This is a genomic window from Burkholderia sp. PvR073, assembly GCF_054055695.1.
On sequence record NZ_JBSRXO010000018.1, the window covers coordinates 19,237 to 39,681 of the forward strand.

Consider the following 20,445-nt stretch of genomic DNA (forward strand, 5'->3'; position numbering starts at 1 on the left):
GTGCCTCCGTCATCGGAGCATGTAGCCCGAGCCGCGCACGGTCTGGATCATCGGCACGGCGCCCGGCGGGTCGATCTTCTTGCGCAGCCGCCCCATGTGGACATCGATCAGGTTGGTGCCCGGATCGAAGTGATAGCCCCACACGGCCTCGAACAGCATCGTGCGCGTGATCGTCTGCCCCGCGTTGCGCATCATGAATTCGAGGACGCGAAACTCGGTGGGCAGCAACGGAATCTCGTCGACGCCGCGGCGCGCGCAACGCGAAATGAGGTCGAGTTCGAGTGCGCCGACCGTCAACAGCGTCTGCTGCGGCACGCCCGAGGCCTGCCGGCGGCGCAGCAGCACTTCGATACGCGCGCTCAGCTCGCCGGAATCGAACGGCTTGGTCAGGTAGTCGTCGCCGCCCGCGCGCAGCCCGCGGATGCGTTCGTCGACGTCACCGAGCGCGCTCAGCATCAGCACCGGCGTATCGATACCGACCGTGCGCATCGCGGTCAGGATCGCGAGGCCGTCAGCGCCGGGCAGCATCCGGTCGAGCGTGATCGCATCGTAGGATGCGCTCATCGCGCGCATCATTCCTTCGCGGCCGTTGTCGATCCAGTCGACCTCGAATCCGCGCGCGGTCAGTTCGCCAACGATCTCGTTCGCGGTCACCGCATCGTCTTCGACCGTCAGTACTCGCATGCCCGTCCTCGCAATGGATATCACGACGCGCGCACCGATGCGCGCGCAACTATCGTAGCCGTGTCGATCGCCGTCCGGCGTTAGATGAAAATAGCTTCATTCGGCATCGGGCGAATGCGGGTGAAACATGTTTCATCCGTGCGTCGCCCACCTGGCTCCGCGCGCTGCCTACGCTGACGTCATGCGGCATCGGGCCGCGAATTCAGGAGCCACCGGATGAAACTGTCGATTACCGTCGCCTGCATGCTAAGCGCATGCGCCTGCACCGCCGCGTTCGCGGCGCCTCACCTGACGCCGCAGGAATGCAACGCCTACCCGTTCGTTCACACGCGGCATGAAGTCACGCACGCGGATCTCGTGCGCGAGCTGACCGAACTCGAACAGGTCGGCTACGACCCGTCGCACAACAGCCCCTACTATCCCGACGATCTCGACGGCGCGCAGCAGCGGCTCGCCGCCGAATATCGCGCGGACTGCACGCATGCACTGACGGCGGACGCGCGCACGGACACGCACTGACCGGCGTGCGAGGCGCGCCGAAATAGAAAAAGGCGACACTCGCGTGCCGCCTTTTTGCATGAATGCGCATGGAGATCGTCCGCTGCGCCGCGATGCCGCTCAGCGCGACATCATGTTCATGCTGACGTTGTGCATCACCCACAGCGTGCCGACGATCAGGATCGCCGCGGTCAGCACGGTGTAGCTGAACGCCATCACGTTCCAGCGCTGGCCGGACGAGCCGTTCATGTGCAGGAAGTACACGAGGTGCACGACGATCTGAACGAATGCGAGCGCGGCCAGCGCGATCAGCGATGCGTGCGGCGACAGCACGCCGCCCATCACGAGACCGAACGACGCGGCCGTGAGCAGCACCGACAGGATGAACCCGGCGACATAGCCGCCGACGCTGCCGTGCCCTTCTTCGAGTTGAGACGAATGCGAATGGGCCATTTAGATCACGCTCGCGAGATAGACAAAGGAAAACACGCAGATCCACACGATGTCGAGGAAGTGCCAGAAGAGGCTCAGGCACGTCAGACGCCGCAGGTCGCGGTCGGTCAGGTCACCGCCGCGCAATACGATCTGCCCCGCGAGCACGATCATCCACAGCAGGCCGGCCGTCACGTGCAGCCCGTGCGTGCCGACCAGCGTGAAGAACGCGGACAGGAACGCGCTGCGCTGCGGGCCCGCGCCATCCGCGATCAGGTGCGAGAACTCGCGCAGTTCCATCGCGAGGAACGCCGCGCCGAGCACGAACGTCACCGCGAGCCACGCGAGCAGCGCGCCGCGCCGCTGCTTGTACGCGGCCAGCATCGCGAAGCCGTAGGTGATGCTCGACAGCAGCAGCGCGGCGGTTTCGACCGCGACGCCCGGAATGTCGAACAGGTCCTTCGCGGTCGGACCGCCCGCGTGCTGGTTGCCGAGCACCGCGAACGTCGCGAACAGCGCCGCGAAGATCACGCAGTCGGTCATCAGGTACAGCCAGAAGCCGAACACCGAGTGCGACGGCGGATGGTCGTCGTGCTCGAGCAGGGTTGCGCTCAAGGTTTTCTGCAGCATCAGTTGGCCTCCAGTTCCACGTCGTCGACACGCGTGGCCACGCGCGCCGCCGGTTGCTTCTCTTCGATCTTGCGCACTTTCGACGCCGGGATGTAGTAGCCGTCGTTGTCACGCGAGCTGTAGACCACGAGCGTCGCGATGATGCCGACCAGTCCGCCGATCGCCATCCACCAGATGTGCCATACCAGCGCGAAGCCGAGCACCAGGCTGAAGACCGCGATGACGAGACCCGCACACGTGTTCGACGGCATGTGGATGTCGCGGATCGTCGCCGGGTTCGGCCGGCCGTCGCCGCGTGCCTTCATGTCGGCGTACGCGTCCAGCGTGCGCACTTGCGGAAGCACCGCGAAGTTGTAGTCGGCCGGCGGCGACGAGGTCGCCCATTCCAGCGTGCGGCCGCCCCACGGATCGCCCGTGGTGTCGCGATACGCCGGCAGGTTGCGGTTGCGGATGCTGACGACCAGTTGCAGCAGCTGGCATGCGATGCCGATCGCGATCAGCACGGCGCCGAACGCGGCGACCAGCAGCCACGGATGCCACGCCGGGTTGTCGTAGTGGTTCAGACGACGCGTCATGCCCATGAAGCCGAGCACGTAGAGCGGCACGAACGCGACGTAGAAGCCGATCTGCCAGAACCAGAACGCGGCCTTGCCGAGCTTCTCGTTCAGCTTGAAGCCGAACGCCTTCGGGAACCAGTAGTTGAAGCCCGCGAGATAACCGAACAGCACGCCGCCGATGATCACGTTGTGGAAGTGCGCGATCAGGAACAGGCTGTTGTGCAGCACGAAGTCCGCGCCCGGGATCGCCATCATCACGCCGGTCATGCCGCCGAGCGTGAACGTGACCATGAAGCCGATCGTCCACAGCACGGGCGTCGTGAATTCGATCCGGCCGCGATACATCGTGAACAGCCAGTTGAATACCTTCACGCCGGTCGGGATCGCGATGATCATCGTCATGATGCCGAAGAACGCGTTCACGTTCGCACCGGACCCCATCGTGAAGAAGTGATGCAGCCACACGAGGAACGACAGCACCATGATCGCGCAGGTCGCGTACACCATCGTCTTGTAGCCGAACAGCGGCTTCTTCGAGAACGTCGCGATGACTTCCGAGAAGATGCCGAACGCCGGCAGGATCAGGATGTACACCTCCGGATGGCCCCACGCCCAGATCAGGTTCAGGTACAGCATCGCGTTGCCGCCGGCTTCGTTCGTGAAGAAGTGCATGCCGAGGTAACGGTCCAGGCCGAGCAGCGCGAGCGTCGCGGTCAGGATCGGGAACGACGCCATGATCAGCACGTTCGTGCAGAGGGCCGTCCACGTGAACACCGGCATCTTCATCAGCGTCATGCCGGGCGCGCGCATCTTGATGATCGTCACGAAGAAGTTCACGCCGGTCAGCAGCGTGCCGACGCCCGAAATCTGCAGCGCCCACAGGTAGTAGTCGACCCCTACCCCCGGGCTGTACTGCAGCTCCGACAGCGGCGGATACGCGAGCCAGCCCGTCTGCGCGAACTCGCCGATCACGAGCGACACGTTGATCAGGATCGCGCTGACTGCCGTCATCCAGAAGGACAGCGAGTTGATGAACGGGAACGCGACGTCGCGCGCGCCGATCTGCAGCGGCACGACCAGGTTCATCAGGCCGACCATGAACACCATCGCCATGAAGAAGATCATGATCACGCCGTGTGCCGTGAAGATCTGGTCATAGTGGTGCGGTGGCAGGTAGCCGGGCGCGTTGTACGCGAGCGCGAGCTGCATGCGCATCATGATCGCGTCGGCGAAGCCGCGCAGCAGCATGATCAGCGCGACGATGATGTACATCACGCCGAGTCTCTTGTGGTCGACCGTCGTCAGCCATTCCGTCCACAGCCACTTCCAGCGGCCGGTGATCGTCAGCGCGGCGAGGATGCCCAGCACGACCAGCCCCATGAAGGCGCCGGCCACCATGATGATGGGCTGATCGAACGGGATCGCCGATAGTGTGAGTTTTCCGAACATGCGTTACCCCTTCGTGCCGCAGGCGGCGTCCTTCAGGTCGAGAACGTGGCCGTCGTTGTATTTCGCGATGATGTTGTGGAAGAGCCGCGGATCCACCGACGAGAAGTAGCGCACCGGCGCCTTCTCGCTCGGCTGCGCGACGGTGCCGTACACGGTCGCGTCGAGCCGCTCGGGCGAGGCCTTCACCTTCTGCACCCATGCGTCGAACTGCTCGCGCGGCTCGGCGAGCGTGCGGAACTTCATGTCGGAGAAACCGCGGCCGCTGAAGTTGGCGGACGTGCCCGCGTAGTCGCCGGCTTCGTCAGCGATCAGGTGCAGGCGCGTCTGCATGCCGGCCATCGCGTAGACCTGGCCGCCGAGCTGCGGAATGAAGAACGAGTTCATCACCGAATCCGACGTGATGCGGAAATTCACCGGCGTGCCGACCGGAATCGCGAGCTGGTTCACCGACGCGATGCCGAGTTCCGGATAGATGAACAGCCACTTCCAGTCGAGCGCGACGACCTCGACGTCGATCGGCTTCACCGACGACTCGAGCGGCTTGTACGGATCGAGCTCGTGCGTGGTTTTCCACGTGAGCACGCCGAGGAACAGGATGATCAGCGTCGGCACCGTCCAGATCACGACCTCGATCGCGGTCGAGTGCGACCAGTTCGGCGCGTAGGTGGCGTTGCGGTTCGATGCGCGGTAACGCCACGCGAACCACAGCGTGAGCAGGATCACCGGCACGACGACGACCAGCATCGCCCATGTCGAGGTGGCGATCAGCGCCTTTTCGGCGGCGCCGACGCTTCCTTTCGGATTTAGTACATCTAACTTACAACCTGACAGGCTTAGCGCCGCGCCGATCGACATCAGCGCAATCCAGCCTTTTGAAGCTCTTCTTTTCATCACACCGCCCGAGGGTCATTGAATCCGTTGCGTATGCCCGATGCGCATTCGATCCACGAAAGTGGCCGAATCATACGTCGCGCGGGTGCGATGAAAAACCGGTGGATGCGGCAAATCATCATTGCAGAATCTGCTGTGAGACAGATTGTCGCGGGGCAATTTCACGCAGCCGGAAGCCGGCCGAAGACCGGGCGACAACGTTCGCGCGTTCGCGCCCGCCAAGATGGATGTGCGCACAACGACCGCATCGCCGCGCGATGCAGCCGTCGTGCGCGAGGTCACGCGATTCAGCCGTGCGCCGATGCCATGAACGCCGGCTGCGCCGGTGCAACGCCGTCCCCGGCCGGCAGCTTCGAACGGCTGGCGTCGTCGATCAGCCGTGCGACGGTCGGATCGATCGCGTCGGTGAACGGCTTCGGATCGACGCCGACCATCAGCACGATCAGCGCGAGCGACGCGAACATCACGATCTCGCGGCGGCTGAGGTCCGCGAGCTTCGCGATGCGCGGGCTGGCGACCTTGCCGAACACGACGCGCTTGACCATCCAAAGCGTGTACGACGCGCTGAGAATCAGCGTGAGCGCGGCGATTGCGCCGATCCAGAAGTTGACGCGGATCGCGCCCATGATGACCATGAACTCGCCGACGAAACCCGACGTGCCCGGCAGGCCGACGTTGGCCATCGCGAACAGCAGCGCGAACGTCGCGAAGCGCGGCATCACGCCCGCCACGCCGCCGTATGCGCCGATCTCGCGCTGCTTCGTGCGATCGACCAGCACGCTCACGCAGAGCAGCATCGCGCCCGCGACGAAGCCGTACGACACGAGCTGCACGATCGCGCCTTCGACGCCGATCTGGTTGAACAGGAACAGGCCGAGCGTGACGATCCCCATGTGCGCGACCGTCGAATACGCGAGCAGCTTGCCAAGGTCGGTCTGCGCGAGCGCGATCAGGCTCGCGTAGACGATCGCGAACAGCGACAGCGCGATCACGGCCGGCGCGAAGAAGTGGCTCGCGTCCGGCGTGATCGGCAGCGCGAAGCGCAGGAAGCCGTAACCGCCGAGCTTGAGCATCGCGAGCATCAGCGCGGCGCCCGTCGGGCCGTCCGTGTAAACGTCGCGCAGCCACGTATGCACCGGCCACATCGGCACCTTGACCGCGAACGCGGCGAAGAAGCCGAGAAACACCAGCAATTGCGGCGCGAAGCCGAGCTGCAGTGTGCGCCATGCGTTCATGTCGAACGTGTGCGACTTCGCGAACAGGTACAGCATCGCCATCAACAGCAGCAGCGAACCCGCGAACGAGATGAAGAAGAATTTCACGGCCGCGTAGACGCGATGCTCCCTGCCCCACGTGCCGATCAGCAGGTACAGCGGAATCAGCGTCGCCTCGAAGAAGATGAAGAACAGCAGCCCGTCCTGCGCGACGAACACGCCGACCATCAGCCCCGACAGGATCAGGAACGACGCGTAGTACTGCGCGACCCGCACCGTGACCGATTCCCACGACGCGATCACGACGACGAGCGTCGTGAAGGCGGTCAGCACGACGAGCCACAGCGACGCGCCGTCGATCCCGACGCGCCAGCCGGCGTTGAAGGCCGCCAGCCAGTCGCGGGTTTCGGCGAACTGCATCGCGGCCGAGTGCGAATCGAAACCGGTGACGAGCGGCACGACGGCGGCCAGCCCCGCGAGTGCGCCGACGAGCGCGATCAGTCTCGTGCGATGCGGATGACGGTCGGAACCGGCGCGCAGCAGGCACGCGCCGAACAGGATCGGAACCCAGATCGCCAGGCTCAGAAAGGGGAAATCATGCATGTCAACAGGCCTTGAGAGGGTCGCGCGCTGTAGTGGGAACAGACGTGACGATGGGAACGAAATCAAATCGACAGCTAGATTTCGTGGATCGCCAATGTTGGCAAAATGTAAAGCGGGATCAGGGCAAAGCTTGATGCCGCTCAAACGCAATCGGGTTTACCAGCATAAAGCGGTTGATTATTTTTTGCAGCGCAGCAGAGCTTCGTTTTATGTCCCGCAGATAGGCTTCTGATTTTTATGAGTAATTTTTTGTAGTGCGGAGCGGCATCGATCGCACGGATCGGTGCGATGCCGCATTTTTTTCGGAAACGCGGCGCGTCGGTGCGCAAGAACGGAATGTGGGGAGCGATGAATGAGAGCGACTCGATCCTTACACGGATGCTTTCATTTTTATTTCAATGAGCGCCGATCGCCGCGATTCGCAACATCGGACGCCGCCGCGTATGTCGGCGAATCCGTCGACAGGTCGATGCGAAAGGATGATGGTCAGGACGGAATGCCCGAGCGGCGTAGCCGGAAAGGAAGCGGGAAAAGAAAAAGCCCCGCAAGTCCGAGAACTTGCGGGGCTTTGTCACCGCTTTTGGCGGAGACGGAGGGATTCGAACCCTCGATCCAGGTTTTGGCCCAGATGCTCCCTTAGCAGGGGAGTGCCTTCGACCTCTCGGCCACGTCTCCCAAACTTTCGCTCGCACCAGGGAGGCAGTGCGACGAGAACGAAATAATATAGGGTTTCGAACCGCTCGTCAATTTCCGTGATGCATTTTCTTCAATGCATCACACATAAATTCACGCTGCCTGCTCGAGTTCGAATGCCTTGTGCAGCGCGCGGACGGCCAGCTCCATGTACTTCTCGTCGATCAGCACCGAAATCTTGATTTCGGACGTCGAGATCATCTGGATGTTGATGCCCTCTTCCGACAGCGTGCGGAACATCTTGCTCGCGACGCCCACGTGCGAACGCATGCCGACACCGACGACCGACACCTTCGACACCTTCGGGTCGCCCTGCACGCGCTCGGCGCTCACATGGCCCTTCACCTGGTTGGTGAGGATGTCCATTGCCTTCTGGTAGTCGCCGCGACCGACCGTGAACGTGAAGTCGGTCTTGCCTTCGACGCTCTGGTTCTGGATGATCATGTCGACGTCGACGTTCGCGTCGGCGACCGGGCCGAGGATCTGATACGCGATGCCCGGCTTGTCGGGCACGCCCATCACCGCAATGCGTGCTTCGTCGCGCTGGAACGCGATGCCGGAAATGACTGCCTTTTCCATGGTCTCGTCTTCTTCAAAAGTAATCAGGGTGCCCGAGCGCATTTCTTCGTCGAGCGCAATCAGCGGATCGGTCAGGCTCGACAGCACACGCGTCTTCACCTGGTATTTGCCGGCGAATTCGACCGAGCGGATCTGCAGGACCTTCGAGCCGAGGCTGGCCATTTCCAGCATTTCCTCGAACGTCACGCGGTCGAGGCGTCGCGCCTCTTCGACCACGCGCGGGTCGGTCGTGTAGACGCCGTCGACGTCCGTGTAGATCAGGCACTCTGCGGCATCCAGCGCGGCCGCGACCGCCACCGCCGACGTGTCCGAGCCGCCGCGGCCCAGCGTCGTGATGTGGCCGTCCGGATCGACGCCCTGGAAACCCGTGATGATCACGACCTTGCCGGCGTTCAGATCGGCCTTCACCCGCTCGTCGTCGATCGAGTGGATACGCGCCTTCGTGTACGCGTTGTCCGTCTTGATCGGCACTTGCCAGCCGGCATAGCTCACGGCTTCGACGCCGATTTCCTGCAGCGCGATCGACAGCAGGCCGACGCTGACCTGCTCGCCGGTCGACGCGATCATGTCGAGCTCACGCGGGCTCGGCTGGCTCGAAATCTCTTTCGCGAGACCGAGCAGACGGTTGGTTTCGCCGGACATCGCGGACGGCACGACCACCATCTGGTGCCCGGCCTGATGCCATTTTGCGACGCGTTTCGCGACGTTCTTGATGCGCTCGACCGAGCCCATCGAAGTGCCGCCGTATTTGTGTACGATGAGTGCCATTGTCGTTCTGAACTGGAGGAGAAACCGCACGGGCGCGCTGGGCAGGCCGCGTTGCCGTTCGGTCACGCGGCTTGTGGCTGTGGACGGACGACGAGAGGGACGGCTGGGACGCAACACGCAAGCGTGACGGATTTTGCCCGGAAGGCCGATCAGGCCGCGCAAACCGGGTACGTCACGCGGAAAACCTGCACAAAACGCTCAAAAATCGAGCCGAGCAAACGTCCGAGCGTACCCGATAGAGGCCCGCTTGACAAGCCGCTCGCCGGTTTGGCAGGCGTTCCGGCGCTGTTTACCAAATGGTGAAAACCGGCGCGCGATCACGCGGCCGCAAGCATGCCGCCGCTACGCGATCAGCAGGTCGGGACGCCACTCGATCCGGCGCCATCCACCGTCGCCCGAGAGCCCGTCGCCGGAAAGCCCGTCGCCATGATTCACGCCGAGCCGCGGCACGTAGACGAGCCGGTCGCCCGCGAACAGCAGCGGCACGTCGCGCTGCCACGCCGGCACGCCGCGCTCCTGGAACAGGTTCTTCAGCGTGCGCCCCGGGCCACCGGGCGACGTGCGCAGCCGCTCGCCGCCCGCTCGGGCGCGCACGACGAGTGTCGCACCGCGCAGCAGCGCCTCCGGCACCGCCCCGTCGCTGCCGGCCTCGGCCGGCGCGAACACGAACGTGCCGCGCCACGCCGGCACGTGCCAGACTTCCTGTCCGTCCCAGGCGAGCGAGGACTCGGGACGCGACATCCCGGTGCCGTCGTCGGCCGGGTCGGCACTGTCGCCCGCCTCCCAGTACACGACATCACGATAGAGTCGCAGACACTGCCCCGCGTGATCGACCCGCAGCGCATGCGCGTCGTGCGCATCGCGCAGTTGCCGCATCATGTTCGCGAGCCGGCCTGCCGACGCACTGGGCAAGCCGAGCCGGCGCATCCAGAAACGCAGCAGGTTCGCGCCGCGCGTGTCGTCGAACGCGACCAGCGCATCGCGCGACAGCGCGCGGCCGTCGTCGCGCGCGGCGCCGGCGAAATCCAGTTCGGCCAGGTCGTCGAGCAGCCGTTGCGCGGCGGCCGCATGCTGGGCCGCACGGCCCAGCGCATCGCGAAAGCCCGGGAAGTGCATGGCGAGCGTCGGCAGCACGTCGATGCGCAACGCATTGCGCGCGTAGCGCGTGTCGCCGTTCGATTCGTCGTCGATCCACGCGAGCTCACGCTGCGCCGCGTAACGCTCCAGTTGGGCACGCAACAATCGCAGGAACGGCCGCACGCGCTCGACGCTCGCGCCGTCGGGGCGATAGCGCGGCGCCATCGCGGCCAGGCCTGCGATCCCCGCGCCGCGCAACAGTTGCAGCAGCACGGTCTCGGCCTGGTCGTCCGCATGCTGCGCGACCCAGAGCGCCGCCACGCCGTGACGCTCGCACATCGCATCGAGCGCCGCATAGCGACGCTCGCGGGCGGTCGCCTCGATGCCGAGGCCGCTGTCGCGCGGCACGTCGACACGCTCCGATTCGAACGTGACACCAAGGCGCTCGGCCGTCGCTTGCGCATGCGCCACCCAGGCGTCGGCGTTCGCACTCAGGCCGTGATGCACGTGCAGCGCGACGCAGCGCGACGCGCCGGCCATGCGCACGGCCGCATCGAGCAGCACCGTCGAGTCGAGGCCGCCGCTGTACGCGATCGCGATGCGCGCATCGGCCGGCAGATCGGCAAGCGCAACGCCGACCGCGTCGAGTACGACGCGGTCGGCGAAAAGTTCGGTCGGGGGGATCACGAGAGGGACGCGCGCCGGACGGCGCGCGATGTGAACACGCCGGTCATGCGCCGGGCGTGGTTTCCTTGAACTTGCCGTAGGCCATCAGGCGCTCGAAGCGGCGCTCGCGCAGCGCATCGATGCTCATGCCCTGGAACTGGCGCAGCGAATCGGCAAGCGCGCGGCGCAGCAGCGCGGCCATGCCCTTCGGATCGCGGTGCGCACCGCCGAGCGGCTCGTTGATGATCTTGTCGATCAGGCCGAGCGCCTTCAGGCGATGGGCGGTCAGGCCCAGTGCTTCCGCGGCTTCGGGCGCCTTCGCGGCACTCTTCCACAGGATCGACGCGCAGCCTTCCGGCGAGATCACCGAGTAGGTCGAGAACTGCAGCATCATCACGGTGTCGGCCACGGCGATCGCGAGCGCGCCGCCCGAACCGCCCTCGCCGATCACGGTCGTGATGATCGGCGTCTTCAGTTCGGCCATCACGTACAGATTGCGGCCGATCGCTTCCGACTGGCCGCGCTCTTCCGCGCCGATGCCCGGATAGGCGCCCGGCGTATCGACGAACGTGAAGATCGGCAGCCCGAACTTCTCGGCGAGACGCATCAGGCGCTCGGCCTTGCGATAGCCTTCCGGACGCGGCATCCCGAAGTTGCGCGCCGCGCGTTCCTTCGTGTCGCGGCCCTTCTGATGGCCGATCACCATGCACGGATGGCCGCCGAAGCGCGCGAGACCGCCGACGATCGACAGGTCGTCCGCGAATGCGCGGTCGCCATGCAGTTCGTGAAAATCGGTAAACAGTTCCGCAACGTAATCGAGCGTGTACGGACGCTGCGGATGACGCGCGATCTGCGAGACCTGCCACGGCGACAGGTTCGCGTAGAGGTCCTTCGTCAGTTGCTGGCTCTTCTTCGACAGCCGCTCGATTTCTTCCGAAATATCGACAGCCGAGTCGTCCTGCACGAATCGCAACTCTTCGATCTTGGCCTCGAGTTCGGCGATCGGCTGTTCGAAATCCAGAAACGTGGTCTTCATGTGTTCGAATCCTTGGGTCTTGCGGCAGCGCGTATTCTACCCGCGCGGGCGATGTGCAAAACCGGCTCTCAACTATTGATGTTTAAAACCCGATAGCCATCAATCGGCGTCGGGCGCGTCGAGGCTGCGCCACATGTACCAGGTCGCGACGGTACGCCACGGCTCCCAGTTGGCTGCCACCTCGCGCGCCTCGCTGCGCGTGACGGGCTCCCCGCTGAAGTAATTGACGCTGATCGCCCGGATCAGGCCCGGATCGTCGAGCGGCAGCACGTCCGGCCGCGACAGGTTGAAGATCAGGAACATCTCGGCCGTCCAGCGACTGATGCCGCGGATCTGCGTGAGTTCCGCGATCACGTCCTCGTCGTCCATCGACGTCCATTTGTCGACGTGCAGCGCGCCGGACACGAAGTGTTGCGCGAGATCGAGAATGTATTCCGTCTTGCGCTTCGACAGCCCGCATGCGATCAGCTTGTCCGCGCCGAGCCGGATGACCGGTTGCGGTGCGAGTTTCGGACACGCATCCTCGATGCGCGCCCACAGCGCCTGCGCGGACGGCACCGAGATCTGCTGGCCGACAACCGAACGCGCGAGCGTGACGAACGGGTCGCCGCGCTTCACAAGATGCGCGGGACCGAACTTCGGGATCAGTTTCTTCAGGATGCGGTCGCGCTTGACGAGATCGGCGCATGCTTTGTCCCAGTAAGCGGGACGCACGACACCATCGGCGCCGTCGGCTGCCGCATCGGATGCACGCACCTTGCGCACCGCGTCGGCGGCCGCCATCGCGGCCTCCGGCTGCGCCGCGTCCGCGCCCTTCGCGCGCGCGGGCCTCGCATGACCGTTGAGCGCGCCGTTCGGCACGGCGCGCGTCGCGTCCGTCTTCGCCGCCGGCGCGCGCCTGGCTGCCGGACGCGCGGCGACCGGGGTCGCGCGCCTGACCGGCGCTTTTCTTGCCGTTGCCATCTTGCCTCCTACCTGACGGATCGGTCAGTGGAACGCGCCGCGCTCATACGCGACGCCATTCGGTCGATCCGCCCGGTTTGTCTTCAAGAGCGATGCCGGCGTCGAGCAGTTCCGCCCGAATCCGGTCCGCTTCGGCATAGTCCTTCGCTTGCTTCGCCGCGACACGCGCGGCGATCTTCGCTTCGATCTCGTCGGCTGCGAGCCCGCCTGCCTGCGCGGCACCGGTGCCCTGCTGCAGGAACGCGCGCGGTTCGCGGCCAAGCAGGCCCAGCAGGCCCGCCAGGTGTTTCAGCTGCCGCGCGAGCGACACATCGCGCGTGCGGTTGACCTCGCCCGCCAGTTCGAACAGCGTCGCCACCGCGACCGGCGTGTTGATGTCGTCGTTCATCGCCGCCGCGAAACGCTGCGCGTGCGGCTCGTTCCAGTCGAGCGCGAGCGCGTCGGGCTCGACATCCTTCAGCGCCGTGTACAGGCGCGTGAGCGACGCGCGCGCATCGTCGAGATGCACGTCGCTGTAATTGAGCGGCGACCGATAGTGCGTGCGCACGATGAAGAAGCGCATGACCTCGGCGTCGTACCGCTCGAGCACTTCGCGGATCGTGAAGAAGTTGCCGAGCGATTTCGACATCTTCTCGTTGTCGACCTGCACGAAGCCGTTGTGCATCCAGTAATTGACGAACGTCTGGCCGGTCGCGCCTTCGCTCTGCGCGATTTCGTTCTCGTGGTGCGGGAATTGCAGGTCCTGCCCGCCGCCGTGGATGTCGAAATGCTCGCCGAGCAGCGTGCAGCCCATCGCGGAGCACTCGATGTGCCAGCCCGGCCGGCCCATCCCGTACTTCGATGCCCACGACGCGCCTTGCGGGTCGTCCGCCTTCGCGCGCTTCCACAACACGAAATCGAGCGGATCTTCCTTCGCGTCGTTCGCGGCGACGCGCTCGCCCGCGCGCAGGTCGTCGAGCGACTTGCCCGAGAGCTTCCCGTAGTTCGCGAACTTGCGCACCGAATAATTGACGTCGCCGTCGGCCGCCTGGTACGCGTAGCCGTTCGTCTCGAGCTTCTCGATCATGCCGAGCATCTGCGGAATGAACTGCGTCGCGCGCGGCTCGATGTCGGGCCGCTGGATGCCGAGCGCGGCTTCATCCTCGTGCATCGCGCCGATGAACCGGTCGGTCAGCGACTTGATCGTCTCGCCGTTTTCGAGCGCGCGGCGGATGATCTTGTCGTCGATATCGGTGATGTTGCGCACGTACGTGACCCGATAGCCGATCGCACGCAGCCAGCGCTGGACGAGGTCGAACACGACCAGCATGCGCGCGTGGCCCACGTGACAATAGTCGTAGACGGTGATCCCGCATACGTACATCCGCACTTCGCCGGACTGGCGCGGCACGAAGACTTGCTTGTCACGCGCGAGCGTGTTGTAGATGCGCAGTGATTCCATAGAGATGAACCGTGAGCCGAAGGAAACCGCCCTGGCGAAGCTCGCCCAGCATGCGAAACGGAAGGACCACTTGCTGCGGCACGACGCCGGGCGTCCTCGGTATCACATGGGGCGGTCAGGCTGCAAGCACAGCGGTGACGGCCACGAGAGGCAAAGAAAGACTGTCTACGGCTCGCCGGAACGCGCAGACGTTTTGTTAGAATGGCTCGGAGTATAACATTCCGATTTACGCCTATGAAACCTCATCGCGGCCGCGCGCCGAGCGCTGCGACCCTCGTTGCGACCGCCGTCATGGGCGTCGCACTGACGCTTTTCGCGGCCCCCGCGGCACATGCGCAAAAGGCCCCGGCCACCGCCGACGGCACGCCCGAAATCGACGCGTCGATCACCGGCAAGCAGTGGAAGCAGGCGCTCGCGCAACTCGACGCGCGCATCGCGGCGAATCCGCACGACGTGCAGGCGCAGTTCAAGCGCGGCACCGTGCTCGCCCGCATGAACCGCGACGACGACGCGATCCAGCAGTTCGTCGCGATCACGCAGGCCTACCCCGAACTGCCCGAGCCGTACAACAACCTCGCGGCGCTCTACGCGAAGCACGGCCGCTATGACGAAGCGCGCAGCGCGCTCGTCACCGCGACGCAATCGAACCCGAGCTACTCGCTCGCGTACGAGAACCTCGGCGATCTCTACCTGCGCCTCGCGGCCGAATCGTACAAGCGTGCGCAATCGCTCGGCCGCACGAGCGGCGCGACCGCGCAGCGCCTCGCCGATCTGCAGAAGATCGTGTCACCGCCGAAGGCCGCGCCGAACGCCCACGCGGCGAAGCCGGCCACGCGCGAGTACACCGATCGCGCCGCCGCGAACGTGAGCACCACCACGCTGCCGATGTCGCCGACGTTCCAGTTCAGCGGTCCGTCGGGCGCGCTGGCGGCGCCGTACGTCGCGCCGTCGCAATAAGCGGCGCGGCCTTCTTTCCCTCCCAACCTGAGGATCGCAATGAAACGTCTGTTGCTGGCGCTTGGCGGCGCCGCCCTTCTCGCGACCGCGCCTGCTTTCGCGCAATCGGCTACCGCGCACCCCGTCGTGCAGCTGAAGACCTCGCAGGGCGACATCCGCGTCGAGCTCTACCCGGAGAAGGCGCCGAAGACGGTCGCCAACTTCCTCGATTACGTGAAGGCCGGCCAGTACAACGGCACGATCTTCCATCGCGTGATCAAGGGCTTCATGATCCAGGGCGGCGGCTACAAGACCAACTTCGAGGAGAAGCCGACCCGCACGCCGATCCCGCTGGAAAGCCGCAATGGTCTGAAGAACCTGACGGGCACGATCGCGATGGCGCGTACCAGCGATCCGAACTCGGCCACCGCGCAGTTCTTCATCAACACGGTCGACAACGGCGGCCTCGACTACCCGAACCCGGACGGCAACGGCTATGCGGTGTTCGGCAAGGTCGTGTCGGGCCTCGACGTCGTGAAGAAGATCGAAGGCGTGGCGACGACCTCGCGCGGCCCGATGCAGGACGTGCCGGCCCAGCCGGTCTTGATCGAATCGGCCAGCATCGTCTCGAAATAAGCACTTGCCGGCACGTCCGGCGCCACACGCGGCCGCGTCGCACGACCGGCCGCGTGCCATTTAAACCGCCTTACCGAAGGAATTCATCATGGTTGAACTGCACACGAACCACGGCGTGATCAAGCTCGAACTGGACGCCGCGAAGGCACCGAAGACGGTCGAGAACTTCCTCAACTACGTGAAGAAGGGCCATTATGACGGCACGGTGTTCCACCGCGTGATCAACGGCTTCATGATTCAAGGCGGCGGCTTCGAGCCGGGCCTGAAGCAGAAGCCGACCGACGCGCCGATCGACAACGAAGCGAACAACGGCCTGAAGAACGACAACTACACGATCGCGATGGCGCGCACGAACGATCCGCACTCGGCGACCGCACAATTCTTCATCAACGTGAACGACAACGACTTCCTGAACCACTCGTCGCCGACGCCGCAGGGCTGGGGCTACGCGGTGTTCGGCAAGGTCGTCGAAGGCCAGGACGTGGTCGACAAGATCAAGGGCGTCAAGACGGGCAACGCGGGCTTCCACCAGGACGTGCCGGCCGACGACGTCGTGATCGAAAAGGCCGTGGTGGTCTGACGCACGGTTGTTACGGAGGCACTTCGATGTTGCAGGAGAGTCCGCCGCGAAGCGTCTCCGCGGGCGTGCCGGGCGAGCGCGAATACGCGCAAGCCGCACGCCCGTTCCTGTTTCTGTCCGATCTGCACCTGAGCGAGGCGATTCCGAAGACGGTCGCCGCGTTCGAGCATTTCGTGAAATACACGGCCGACAGCGCCGACTCGGTGTTCATCCTCGGCGACCTGTTCGAATACTGGATCGGCGACGACGTGCTCGACGACGATCCGTTCGCGGCACGCATGGCCGCGCTGATGCATACGTTCTCGGAGCGCGGCATCGCGCTCTACGTGATGCACGGCAATCGCGATTTCCTGCTCGGCCGGCGCTTCATGAAGGCGGCCGGCGCGATGCTGCTGCCCGACCCGGCGCTGATCATGGCGTTTGGTCAGCGCATCGTGCTTGCGCACGGCGACGCGCAATGCACGGCCGATCGTGGCTATCAGGTGTTCCGGCGGTTCGCGCGCAATCGCGTTGCGCAGGCGCTGTTTCTCGTATGGCCGTTCCGCTGGCGTCGCGCGCTCGCCCAGCGGATGCGCTCGAACAGCGAAGCGGGCCGGATGCGCCCCGTTTCGGCGATCTACGATGTCACGCGCGAAGGCGTGGCCGCGCTGTTCAAGAAGAGTCGTGCGAGCGTGATCATTCACGGCCACACGCATCGCCCCGCGCGCCACCTCGAACCGGGCGGGACTCGCTGGGTACTGCCCGACTGGGATCTCGACCACGGCACGCGGCGCGGCGGCTATCTGCGCGTCGATGCCGAGGGCATCCACGCGATGCCGCTCGACTGACGCGATTGGTACGATCGGCGCGACTGCCGCTGCCGGCAGCCGCCGGCAGGCGCCGCGTTACGACTGGCGCTCGACCGCCTTGCCTTCCAGCACCGCCGACAGCCTGCGCAAATCGAGACGCGCCGCGTCCGCGCCCTGCAGCGTTTCCAGATGCGTGCCGAGTTGCTCGAGCGCCGCGACGATCTCGTCGACGCGCCGGCTTTCCTTCGCCGCGTGATCGATCAGCCCATGAATCGCGAGCGACATCGGGTCGTCCGCGTTCGGCGTGATCCCGTATGCGCAGAACGCGGCGCGCTCGGGCTGCGGCTTCGGTTGCGCCGGCATCACGATGCGCGCCGGATTGCCGACCGCGGTGCCGCCTGCCGGCACCGGCTTCACGACGACCGCGTTCGAACCGATCTTCGCACCCGCGCCGACCGTGAAACCGCCGAGCACCTTCGCGCCCGCGCCGACGATCACGCCGGCCTCGAGCGTCGGATGGCGCTTCGCGCCGCGCGTGAGCGACGTGCCGCCGAGCGTCACGCCCTGATAGATCGTGCAGTCGTCGCCGATGATCGCGGTTTCGCCGATCACGACACCCATCCCGTGATCGATGAACACGCGCCGGCCGATCGTCGCGCCCGGGTGAATCTCGATCCCCGTCAGGAAGCGCCCGGCCTGCGACGCGAAGCGTGCGAGCCAGTAGCGTTTCGCGCGCCAGCACGCATGGGCGAAACGATGCAGCACGAGCGCGTGCAGCCCCGGATAACAGGTCAGCACTTCCCAGGCACTGCGAGCGGCGGGATCCCGCTCGCGAATCGTCGCAACGTCTTCGCGCAGTCTAGTGAACATGATCTGGTCTGGGCTGGGGAAAAGGCCGGCCGTTATCGCGCCGGGTAATTTGCTTATGATGTCCGGCGATTGTAGGGCCACTGGGGCGAGGCCGCACACCGTCGCGCGTTCACCCCGCCGGCGGCACGGGTATTCACGCGGGGCGCCTGTTGTCGCCGAGCGACACGACCAGCCGGCGGATTCGCGCGGGCCGGGACGCAGTCATCGGGCGGCCGACGCAGTGCGGCCGCAGCAGGCGAAACGCAGCCGCCGAACGCCTGAGCGCCCAGCCGCCGGCGTAGCGGCCGCTTACGCGTCGCCGGCAGGCGTACCGGACTTCAGCAGGATGTGCTTCGCGATGCCGCGCAGGATGTTGACTTCCTCGCGCTCGAGGCCCGTGCGCGCGAACAGGCGCCGCAGCCGCGGCATCAGCTTCTTCGGGTTGCGCGGGTCGAGGAAATCGAGTGCGACCAGCGCGTTCTCGAGGTGCGCGTACATCCGCTCGATCTCGTCGCTCTGCGCGAGCGTGCCGACCTCGGCCTGCGCGTGGTGCAGCTCGCTCCCCCGCTCCAGGAACGCGACGCGCAGCTCGTACGCGAGCACCTGTATGGCCTGCGCGAGATTTAGCGAGCTGTAGGCCGGATTCGCCGGGATGTGCGCGAGCGCGCTGCATTGCTCGACGTGCTCGTTCGCGAGGCCCGTGCGCTCGTTGCCGAACACGAGCGCGATGTCGCCGGCGCCGACCTGCATGCACGCCTGCTCGGCGGCCGCGCGCGGCGCCAGCCGCGGCGGCCCGTATTCGCGCGTGCGGGCGGTCAGCGCGATCGACCAGTGGACGCCTGACAGCGCGTCGCCGAGCGTGGGCACGACATGCGCGGACGCCAGGACGTCATCGGCGCCGCTCGCCATTGCGATCGCCTCAGGGTCATCCTTCACGTGCGGCACGCGCGGCGCGACCAGCACGAGCCGGGAGAAACCCATCGTCTTCAGCGCGCGGGCGGCCGCCCCGACATTGCCGGGATGGCTCGGCTCGACGAGCACGAAACGGGTGGACGTGAAGCCGCCAGACGGTGGCGGGGACGAGGCCGCGCCGGATTCGGACGGCGCGGCGGGGTTCAGCGGAGTTTCCACTACATACGACTCGGTTCATCGGAATGGCAGTATGGTAGCGCCATCGCCCCGGCAAACCCACTCGTCCGGACGGCCAGTGGGGTTTCCCCGCATCCCGGTCACCTGAAACTCTCGAAAATCGGGTAAAATCATGTGTTTACGCGTCGCATCTCGTGCGACGCGGGTCGTACCCCGCTCTTTGTCAATTCGCGTCTCATTTCGCCCGGCACGTTTGCGCCGTTCCAGGCGGTGTGTTCCACTTCGTGGCGGCTCGTGCCGCCGGCTACAGGATCCAGGCTCATGCATCCCATGCTCAACATTGCTGTCAAGGCTGCGCGCCGCGCCGGACAGATCATCAACCGCGCGTCCCTCGACCTCGACCTGATCGAGATCCGCAAGAAGCAGCAGAACGACTTCGTCACCGAAGTGGACAAGGCCGCCGAAGAGGCGATCATCGAGACGCTGAAGACTGCCTACCCCGACCACGCGATCCTCGCGGAAGAATCGGGCGAATCCGAGAACGAATCCGAATTCAAGTGGATCATCGATCCGCTCGACGGCACGACCAACTTCATCCACGGCTTCCCGTACTACTGCGTGTCGATCGCGCTCGAGCACAAGGGCGTCGTCACGCAGGCCGTCGTCTACGATCCGAACAAGAACGACCTGTTCACGGCTACCCGCGGCCGCGGCGCGTACCTGAACGACCGCCGCATCCGCGTCGGCCGTCGCGACCGCCTGGCGGACGCGCTGGTCGGCACGGGCTTCCCGTTCCGCGAAAAGGACGGCCTCGATGCGTACGCGCGCCTGTTCACCGAAATGACGCAGGCCTGCACGGGCCTGCGTCGTCCGGGCGCGGCCGCCCTCGATCTCGCGAACGTCGCGGCCGGCCGTCTCGACGCATTCTTCGAGCAAGGCATCAACGTGTGGGACATGGCGGCAGGCAGCCTGCTGATCACCGAAGCTGGCGGCCTCGTCGGCAACTACACGGGCGACGCCGACTTCCTGCATCGCCATGAGATCGTCGCGGCGAACCCGAAGATCTATGCACAGATGATCCCGATCCTGAACCGCTACAGCCGCGTGCATCCGGCAGCGGAGTAAGCCCGGGCCGCGCCCGCGCGGCACGGCTTGCGCACAACCACTCGCTGGCACCGTCATGATGGAGCGCTCGTTGCCTTTCCGTTATCCGGGGAGCGAAGTAATCTTCTCCACGGAGCGCTCGCTTCGGGCGCCCGTCCTGACATTGCCCGAGTGGCCCGGCCTGACCGGTGTACCGCCGCGCGTGCCGCGCTTTCCGATGCCGGATGATCGGCTTCGGGGATGCCCCGGCAGCGCACGCCGCCGCCGGTACGCCGGCCCCCG

The 20,445-nt window shown here is 65.5% G+C and carries 19 protein-coding genes, 1 tRNA gene and 1 pseudogene; 7 read left to right on the plus strand and 14 right to left on the minus strand.

Features of this window, described 5'->3' with window-relative positions; translation table 11 throughout:
- Positions 1 to 9: 9 nt before the first annotated feature.
- Positions 10 to 684, minus strand: coding sequence for a response regulator transcription factor (locus ACVK00_RS32050; RefSeq protein ID WP_059679325.1), 675 nt, complete (start codon positions 682 to 684; stop codon positions 10 to 12).
- Positions 685 to 900: 216 nt separating this feature from the next.
- On the opposite strand from ACVK00_RS32050, the gene ACVK00_RS32055 reads away from it, so the two are divergent.
- A complete protein-coding gene (locus ACVK00_RS32055) occupies positions 901 to 1,203 on the plus strand; it encodes a DUF4148 domain-containing protein (protein ID WP_228904753.1) in 303 nt (100 codons plus the stop codon).
- A gap of 99 nt (positions 1,204 to 1,302) precedes the next feature.
- Here ACVK00_RS32055 and cyoD read toward each other — a convergent pair whose 3' ends face one another.
- The 7 genes from cyoD to ACVK00_RS32090 all read right to left on the minus strand — a co-directional run bounded on the left by cyoD (position 1,303) and on the right by ACVK00_RS32090 (position 8,998).
- Positions 1,303 to 1,635, minus strand: a complete 333-nt coding sequence (cyoD, locus tag ACVK00_RS32060; protein ID WP_006759069.1) for a cytochrome o ubiquinol oxidase subunit IV — start codon at positions 1,633 to 1,635, stop codon at positions 1,303 to 1,305.
- Positions 1,636 to 2,244 carry a cytochrome o ubiquinol oxidase subunit III gene (gene cyoC, locus ACVK00_RS32065; RefSeq protein WP_006753712.1) on the minus strand — a complete coding sequence of 203 codons (609 nt, stop codon included), beginning with the start codon at positions 2,242 to 2,244 and terminating at the stop codon, positions 1,636 to 1,638.
- Positions 2,244 to 4,250 (minus strand): cytochrome o ubiquinol oxidase subunit I, encoded by a 2,007-nt coding sequence (gene cyoB, locus ACVK00_RS32070; RefSeq protein ID WP_284898363.1) that lies wholly within the window; start codon positions 4,248 to 4,250, stop codon positions 2,244 to 2,246. The genes cyoC and cyoB overlap by 1 nt, the downstream gene beginning before the upstream one ends.
- A gap of 3 nt (positions 4,251 to 4,253) precedes the next feature.
- Positions 4,254 to 5,141 (minus strand): ubiquinol oxidase subunit II, encoded by an 888-nt coding sequence (cyoA, locus tag ACVK00_RS32075; RefSeq protein WP_041489828.1) that lies wholly within the window; start codon positions 5,139 to 5,141, stop codon positions 4,254 to 4,256.
- Between the two features lie 287 nt (positions 5,142 to 5,428).
- On the minus strand, positions 5,429 to 6,958 hold the full coding sequence (locus ACVK00_RS32080; protein ID WP_212062922.1) for a complex I subunit 4 family protein: 1,530 nt from the start codon (positions 6,956 to 6,958) through the stop codon (positions 5,429 to 5,431).
- Positions 6,959 to 7,539: 581 nt separating this feature from the next.
- Positions 7,540 to 7,633 (minus strand) — tRNA-Ser (locus ACVK00_RS32085).
- Between the two features lie 111 nt (positions 7,634 to 7,744).
- Positions 7,745 to 8,998 (minus strand): aspartate kinase, encoded by a 1,254-nt coding sequence (locus tag ACVK00_RS32090; RefSeq protein WP_011657335.1) that lies wholly within the window; start codon positions 8,996 to 8,998, stop codon positions 7,745 to 7,747.
- Between ACVK00_RS32090 and ACVK00_RS32095 the strand changes: the two are divergent.
- Positions 8,981 to 9,218, plus strand: a pseudogene (locus tag ACVK00_RS32095) (hypothetical protein); the annotation flags it as partial. The gene ACVK00_RS32090 and the pseudogene ACVK00_RS32095 sit on opposite strands and share 18 nt — an antisense overlap.
- Before the next feature lie 122 nt (positions 9,219 to 9,340).
- Here the strand turns inward: ACVK00_RS32095 and tilS are convergent.
- The 4 genes from tilS to cysS form a co-directional block, all read right to left on the minus strand.
- Complete coding sequence (tilS, locus tag ACVK00_RS32100) at positions 9,341 to 10,762, minus strand: tRNA lysidine(34) synthetase TilS (RefSeq protein ID WP_284898372.1); 1,422 nt, start codon at positions 10,760 to 10,762, stop codon at positions 9,341 to 9,343.
- Positions 10,763 to 10,805: 43 nt separating this feature from the next.
- On the minus strand, positions 10,806 to 11,777 hold the full coding sequence (locus tag ACVK00_RS32105) for an acetyl-CoA carboxylase carboxyltransferase subunit alpha (RefSeq protein WP_006478433.1): 972 nt from the start codon (positions 11,775 to 11,777) through the stop codon (positions 10,806 to 10,808).
- Positions 11,778 to 11,876: 99 nt separating this feature from the next.
- Positions 11,877 to 12,740, minus strand: a complete 864-nt coding sequence (locus ACVK00_RS32110; protein WP_228904758.1) for a DNA-3-methyladenine glycosylase family protein — start codon at positions 12,738 to 12,740, stop codon at positions 11,877 to 11,879.
- A 43-nt stretch (positions 12,741 to 12,783) separates the two neighbouring features.
- Positions 12,784 to 14,181 carry a cysteine--tRNA ligase gene (gene cysS / locus ACVK00_RS32115; protein ID WP_284898528.1) on the minus strand — a complete coding sequence of 466 codons (1,398 nt, stop codon included), beginning with the start codon at positions 14,179 to 14,181 and terminating at the stop codon, positions 12,784 to 12,786.
- Between the two features lie 234 nt (positions 14,182 to 14,415).
- Here cysS and ACVK00_RS32120 point away from each other — a divergent pair, with 234 nt between their 5' ends.
- The 4 genes from ACVK00_RS32120 to ACVK00_RS32135 all read left to right on the plus strand — a co-directional run bounded on the left by ACVK00_RS32120 (position 14,416) and on the right by ACVK00_RS32135 (position 17,160).
- Positions 14,416 to 15,138, plus strand: coding sequence for a tetratricopeptide repeat protein (locus tag ACVK00_RS32120; RefSeq protein WP_284898530.1), 723 nt, complete (start codon positions 14,416 to 14,418; stop codon positions 15,136 to 15,138).
- 39 nt (positions 15,139 to 15,177) lie between these two features.
- On the plus strand, positions 15,178 to 15,753 hold the full coding sequence (locus ACVK00_RS32125; RefSeq protein ID WP_284898532.1) for a peptidylprolyl isomerase: 576 nt from the start codon (positions 15,178 to 15,180) through the stop codon (positions 15,751 to 15,753).
- Positions 15,754 to 15,841: 88 nt separating this feature from the next.
- Positions 15,842 to 16,333, plus strand: coding sequence for a peptidylprolyl isomerase (locus ACVK00_RS32130; protein ID WP_006751616.1), 492 nt, complete (start codon positions 15,842 to 15,844; stop codon positions 16,331 to 16,333).
- Positions 16,334 to 16,359: 26 nt separating this feature from the next.
- The gene (locus tag ACVK00_RS32135; protein ID WP_284898537.1) at positions 16,360 to 17,160 is read left to right on the plus strand and encodes a UDP-2,3-diacylglucosamine diphosphatase; all 801 of its coding nucleotides are present in this window, start codon (positions 16,360 to 16,362) and stop codon (positions 17,158 to 17,160) included.
- A gap of 57 nt (positions 17,161 to 17,217) precedes the next feature.
- Here the strand turns inward: ACVK00_RS32135 and cysE are convergent, their stop codons facing one another.
- Positions 17,218 to 17,991: a serine O-acetyltransferase gene (gene cysE, locus ACVK00_RS32140; protein WP_006751614.1), complete on the minus strand. Its 774-nt coding sequence runs from the start codon at positions 17,989 to 17,991 to the stop codon at positions 17,218 to 17,220.
- Positions 17,992 to 18,279: 288 nt separating this feature from the next.
- Entirely contained in the window at positions 18,280 to 19,101 is an 822-nt protein-coding gene (locus tag ACVK00_RS32145) for an RNA methyltransferase (protein ID WP_228904763.1), read from the minus strand.
- A 279-nt stretch (positions 19,102 to 19,380) separates the two neighbouring features.
- On the opposite strand from ACVK00_RS32145, the gene ACVK00_RS32150 reads away from it, so the two are divergent.
- Positions 19,381 to 20,184, plus strand: coding sequence for an inositol monophosphatase family protein (locus tag ACVK00_RS32150; RefSeq protein ID WP_006751612.1), 804 nt, complete (start codon positions 19,381 to 19,383; stop codon positions 20,182 to 20,184).
- The last annotated feature ends 261 nt before the right edge of the window (positions 20,185 to 20,445 follow it).

What these genes read in the sequence shown, in the direction of transcription:
- ACVK00_RS32050 (WP_059679325.1), bottom strand. Translation starts at nt 684, where the DNA reads ATGCGAGTACTGACGGTCGAAGACGATGCGGTGACCGCGAACGAGATC.
- ACVK00_RS32055 (WP_228904753.1), top strand. Translation starts at nt 901, where the DNA reads ATGAAACTGTCGATTACCGTCGCCTGCATGCTAAGCGCATGCGCCTGC.
- cyoD (WP_006759069.1), bottom strand. Translation starts at nt 1,635, where the DNA reads ATGGCCCATTCGCATTCGTCTCAACTCGAAGAAGGGCACGGCAGCGTC.
- cyoC (WP_006753712.1), bottom strand. Translation starts at nt 2,244, where the DNA reads ATGCTGCAGAAAACCTTGAGCGCAACCCTGCTCGAGCACGACGACCAT.
- cyoB (WP_284898363.1), bottom strand. Translation starts at nt 4,250, where the DNA reads ATGTTCGGAAAACTCACACTATCGGCGATCCCGTTCGATCAGCCCATC.
- cyoA (WP_041489828.1), bottom strand. Translation starts at nt 5,141, where the DNA reads ATGAAAAGAAGAGCTTCAAAAGGCTGGATTGCGCTGATGTCGATCGGC.
- ACVK00_RS32080 (WP_212062922.1), bottom strand. Translation starts at nt 6,958, where the DNA reads ATGCATGATTTCCCCTTTCTGAGCCTGGCGATCTGGGTTCCGATCCTG.
- ACVK00_RS32090 (WP_011657335.1), bottom strand. Translation starts at nt 8,998, where the DNA reads ATGGCACTCATCGTACACAAATACGGCGGCACTTCGATGGGCTCGGTC.
- ACVK00_RS32105 (WP_006478433.1), bottom strand. Translation starts at nt 11,777, where the DNA reads ATGAAGACCACGTTTCTGGATTTCGAACAGCCGATCGCCGAACTCGAG.
- ACVK00_RS32110 (WP_228904758.1), bottom strand. Translation starts at nt 12,740, where the DNA reads ATGGCAACGGCAAGAAAAGCGCCGGTCAGGCGCGCGACCCCGGTCGCC.
- cysS (WP_284898528.1), bottom strand. Translation starts at nt 14,181, where the DNA reads ATGGAATCACTGCGCATCTACAACACGCTCGCGCGTGACAAGCAAGTC.
- ACVK00_RS32120 (WP_284898530.1), top strand. Translation starts at nt 14,416, where the DNA reads ATGAAACCTCATCGCGGCCGCGCGCCGAGCGCTGCGACCCTCGTTGCG.
- ACVK00_RS32125 (WP_284898532.1), top strand. Translation starts at nt 15,178, where the DNA reads ATGAAACGTCTGTTGCTGGCGCTTGGCGGCGCCGCCCTTCTCGCGACC.
- ACVK00_RS32130 (WP_006751616.1), top strand. Translation starts at nt 15,842, where the DNA reads ATGGTTGAACTGCACACGAACCACGGCGTGATCAAGCTCGAACTGGAC.
- ACVK00_RS32135 (WP_284898537.1), top strand. Translation starts at nt 16,360, where the DNA reads ATGTTGCAGGAGAGTCCGCCGCGAAGCGTCTCCGCGGGCGTGCCGGGC.
- cysE (WP_006751614.1), bottom strand. Translation starts at nt 17,991, where the DNA reads ATGTTCACTAGACTGCGCGAAGACGTTGCGACGATTCGCGAGCGGGAT.
- ACVK00_RS32150 (WP_006751612.1), top strand. Translation starts at nt 19,381, where the DNA reads ATGCATCCCATGCTCAACATTGCTGTCAAGGCTGCGCGCCGCGCCGGA.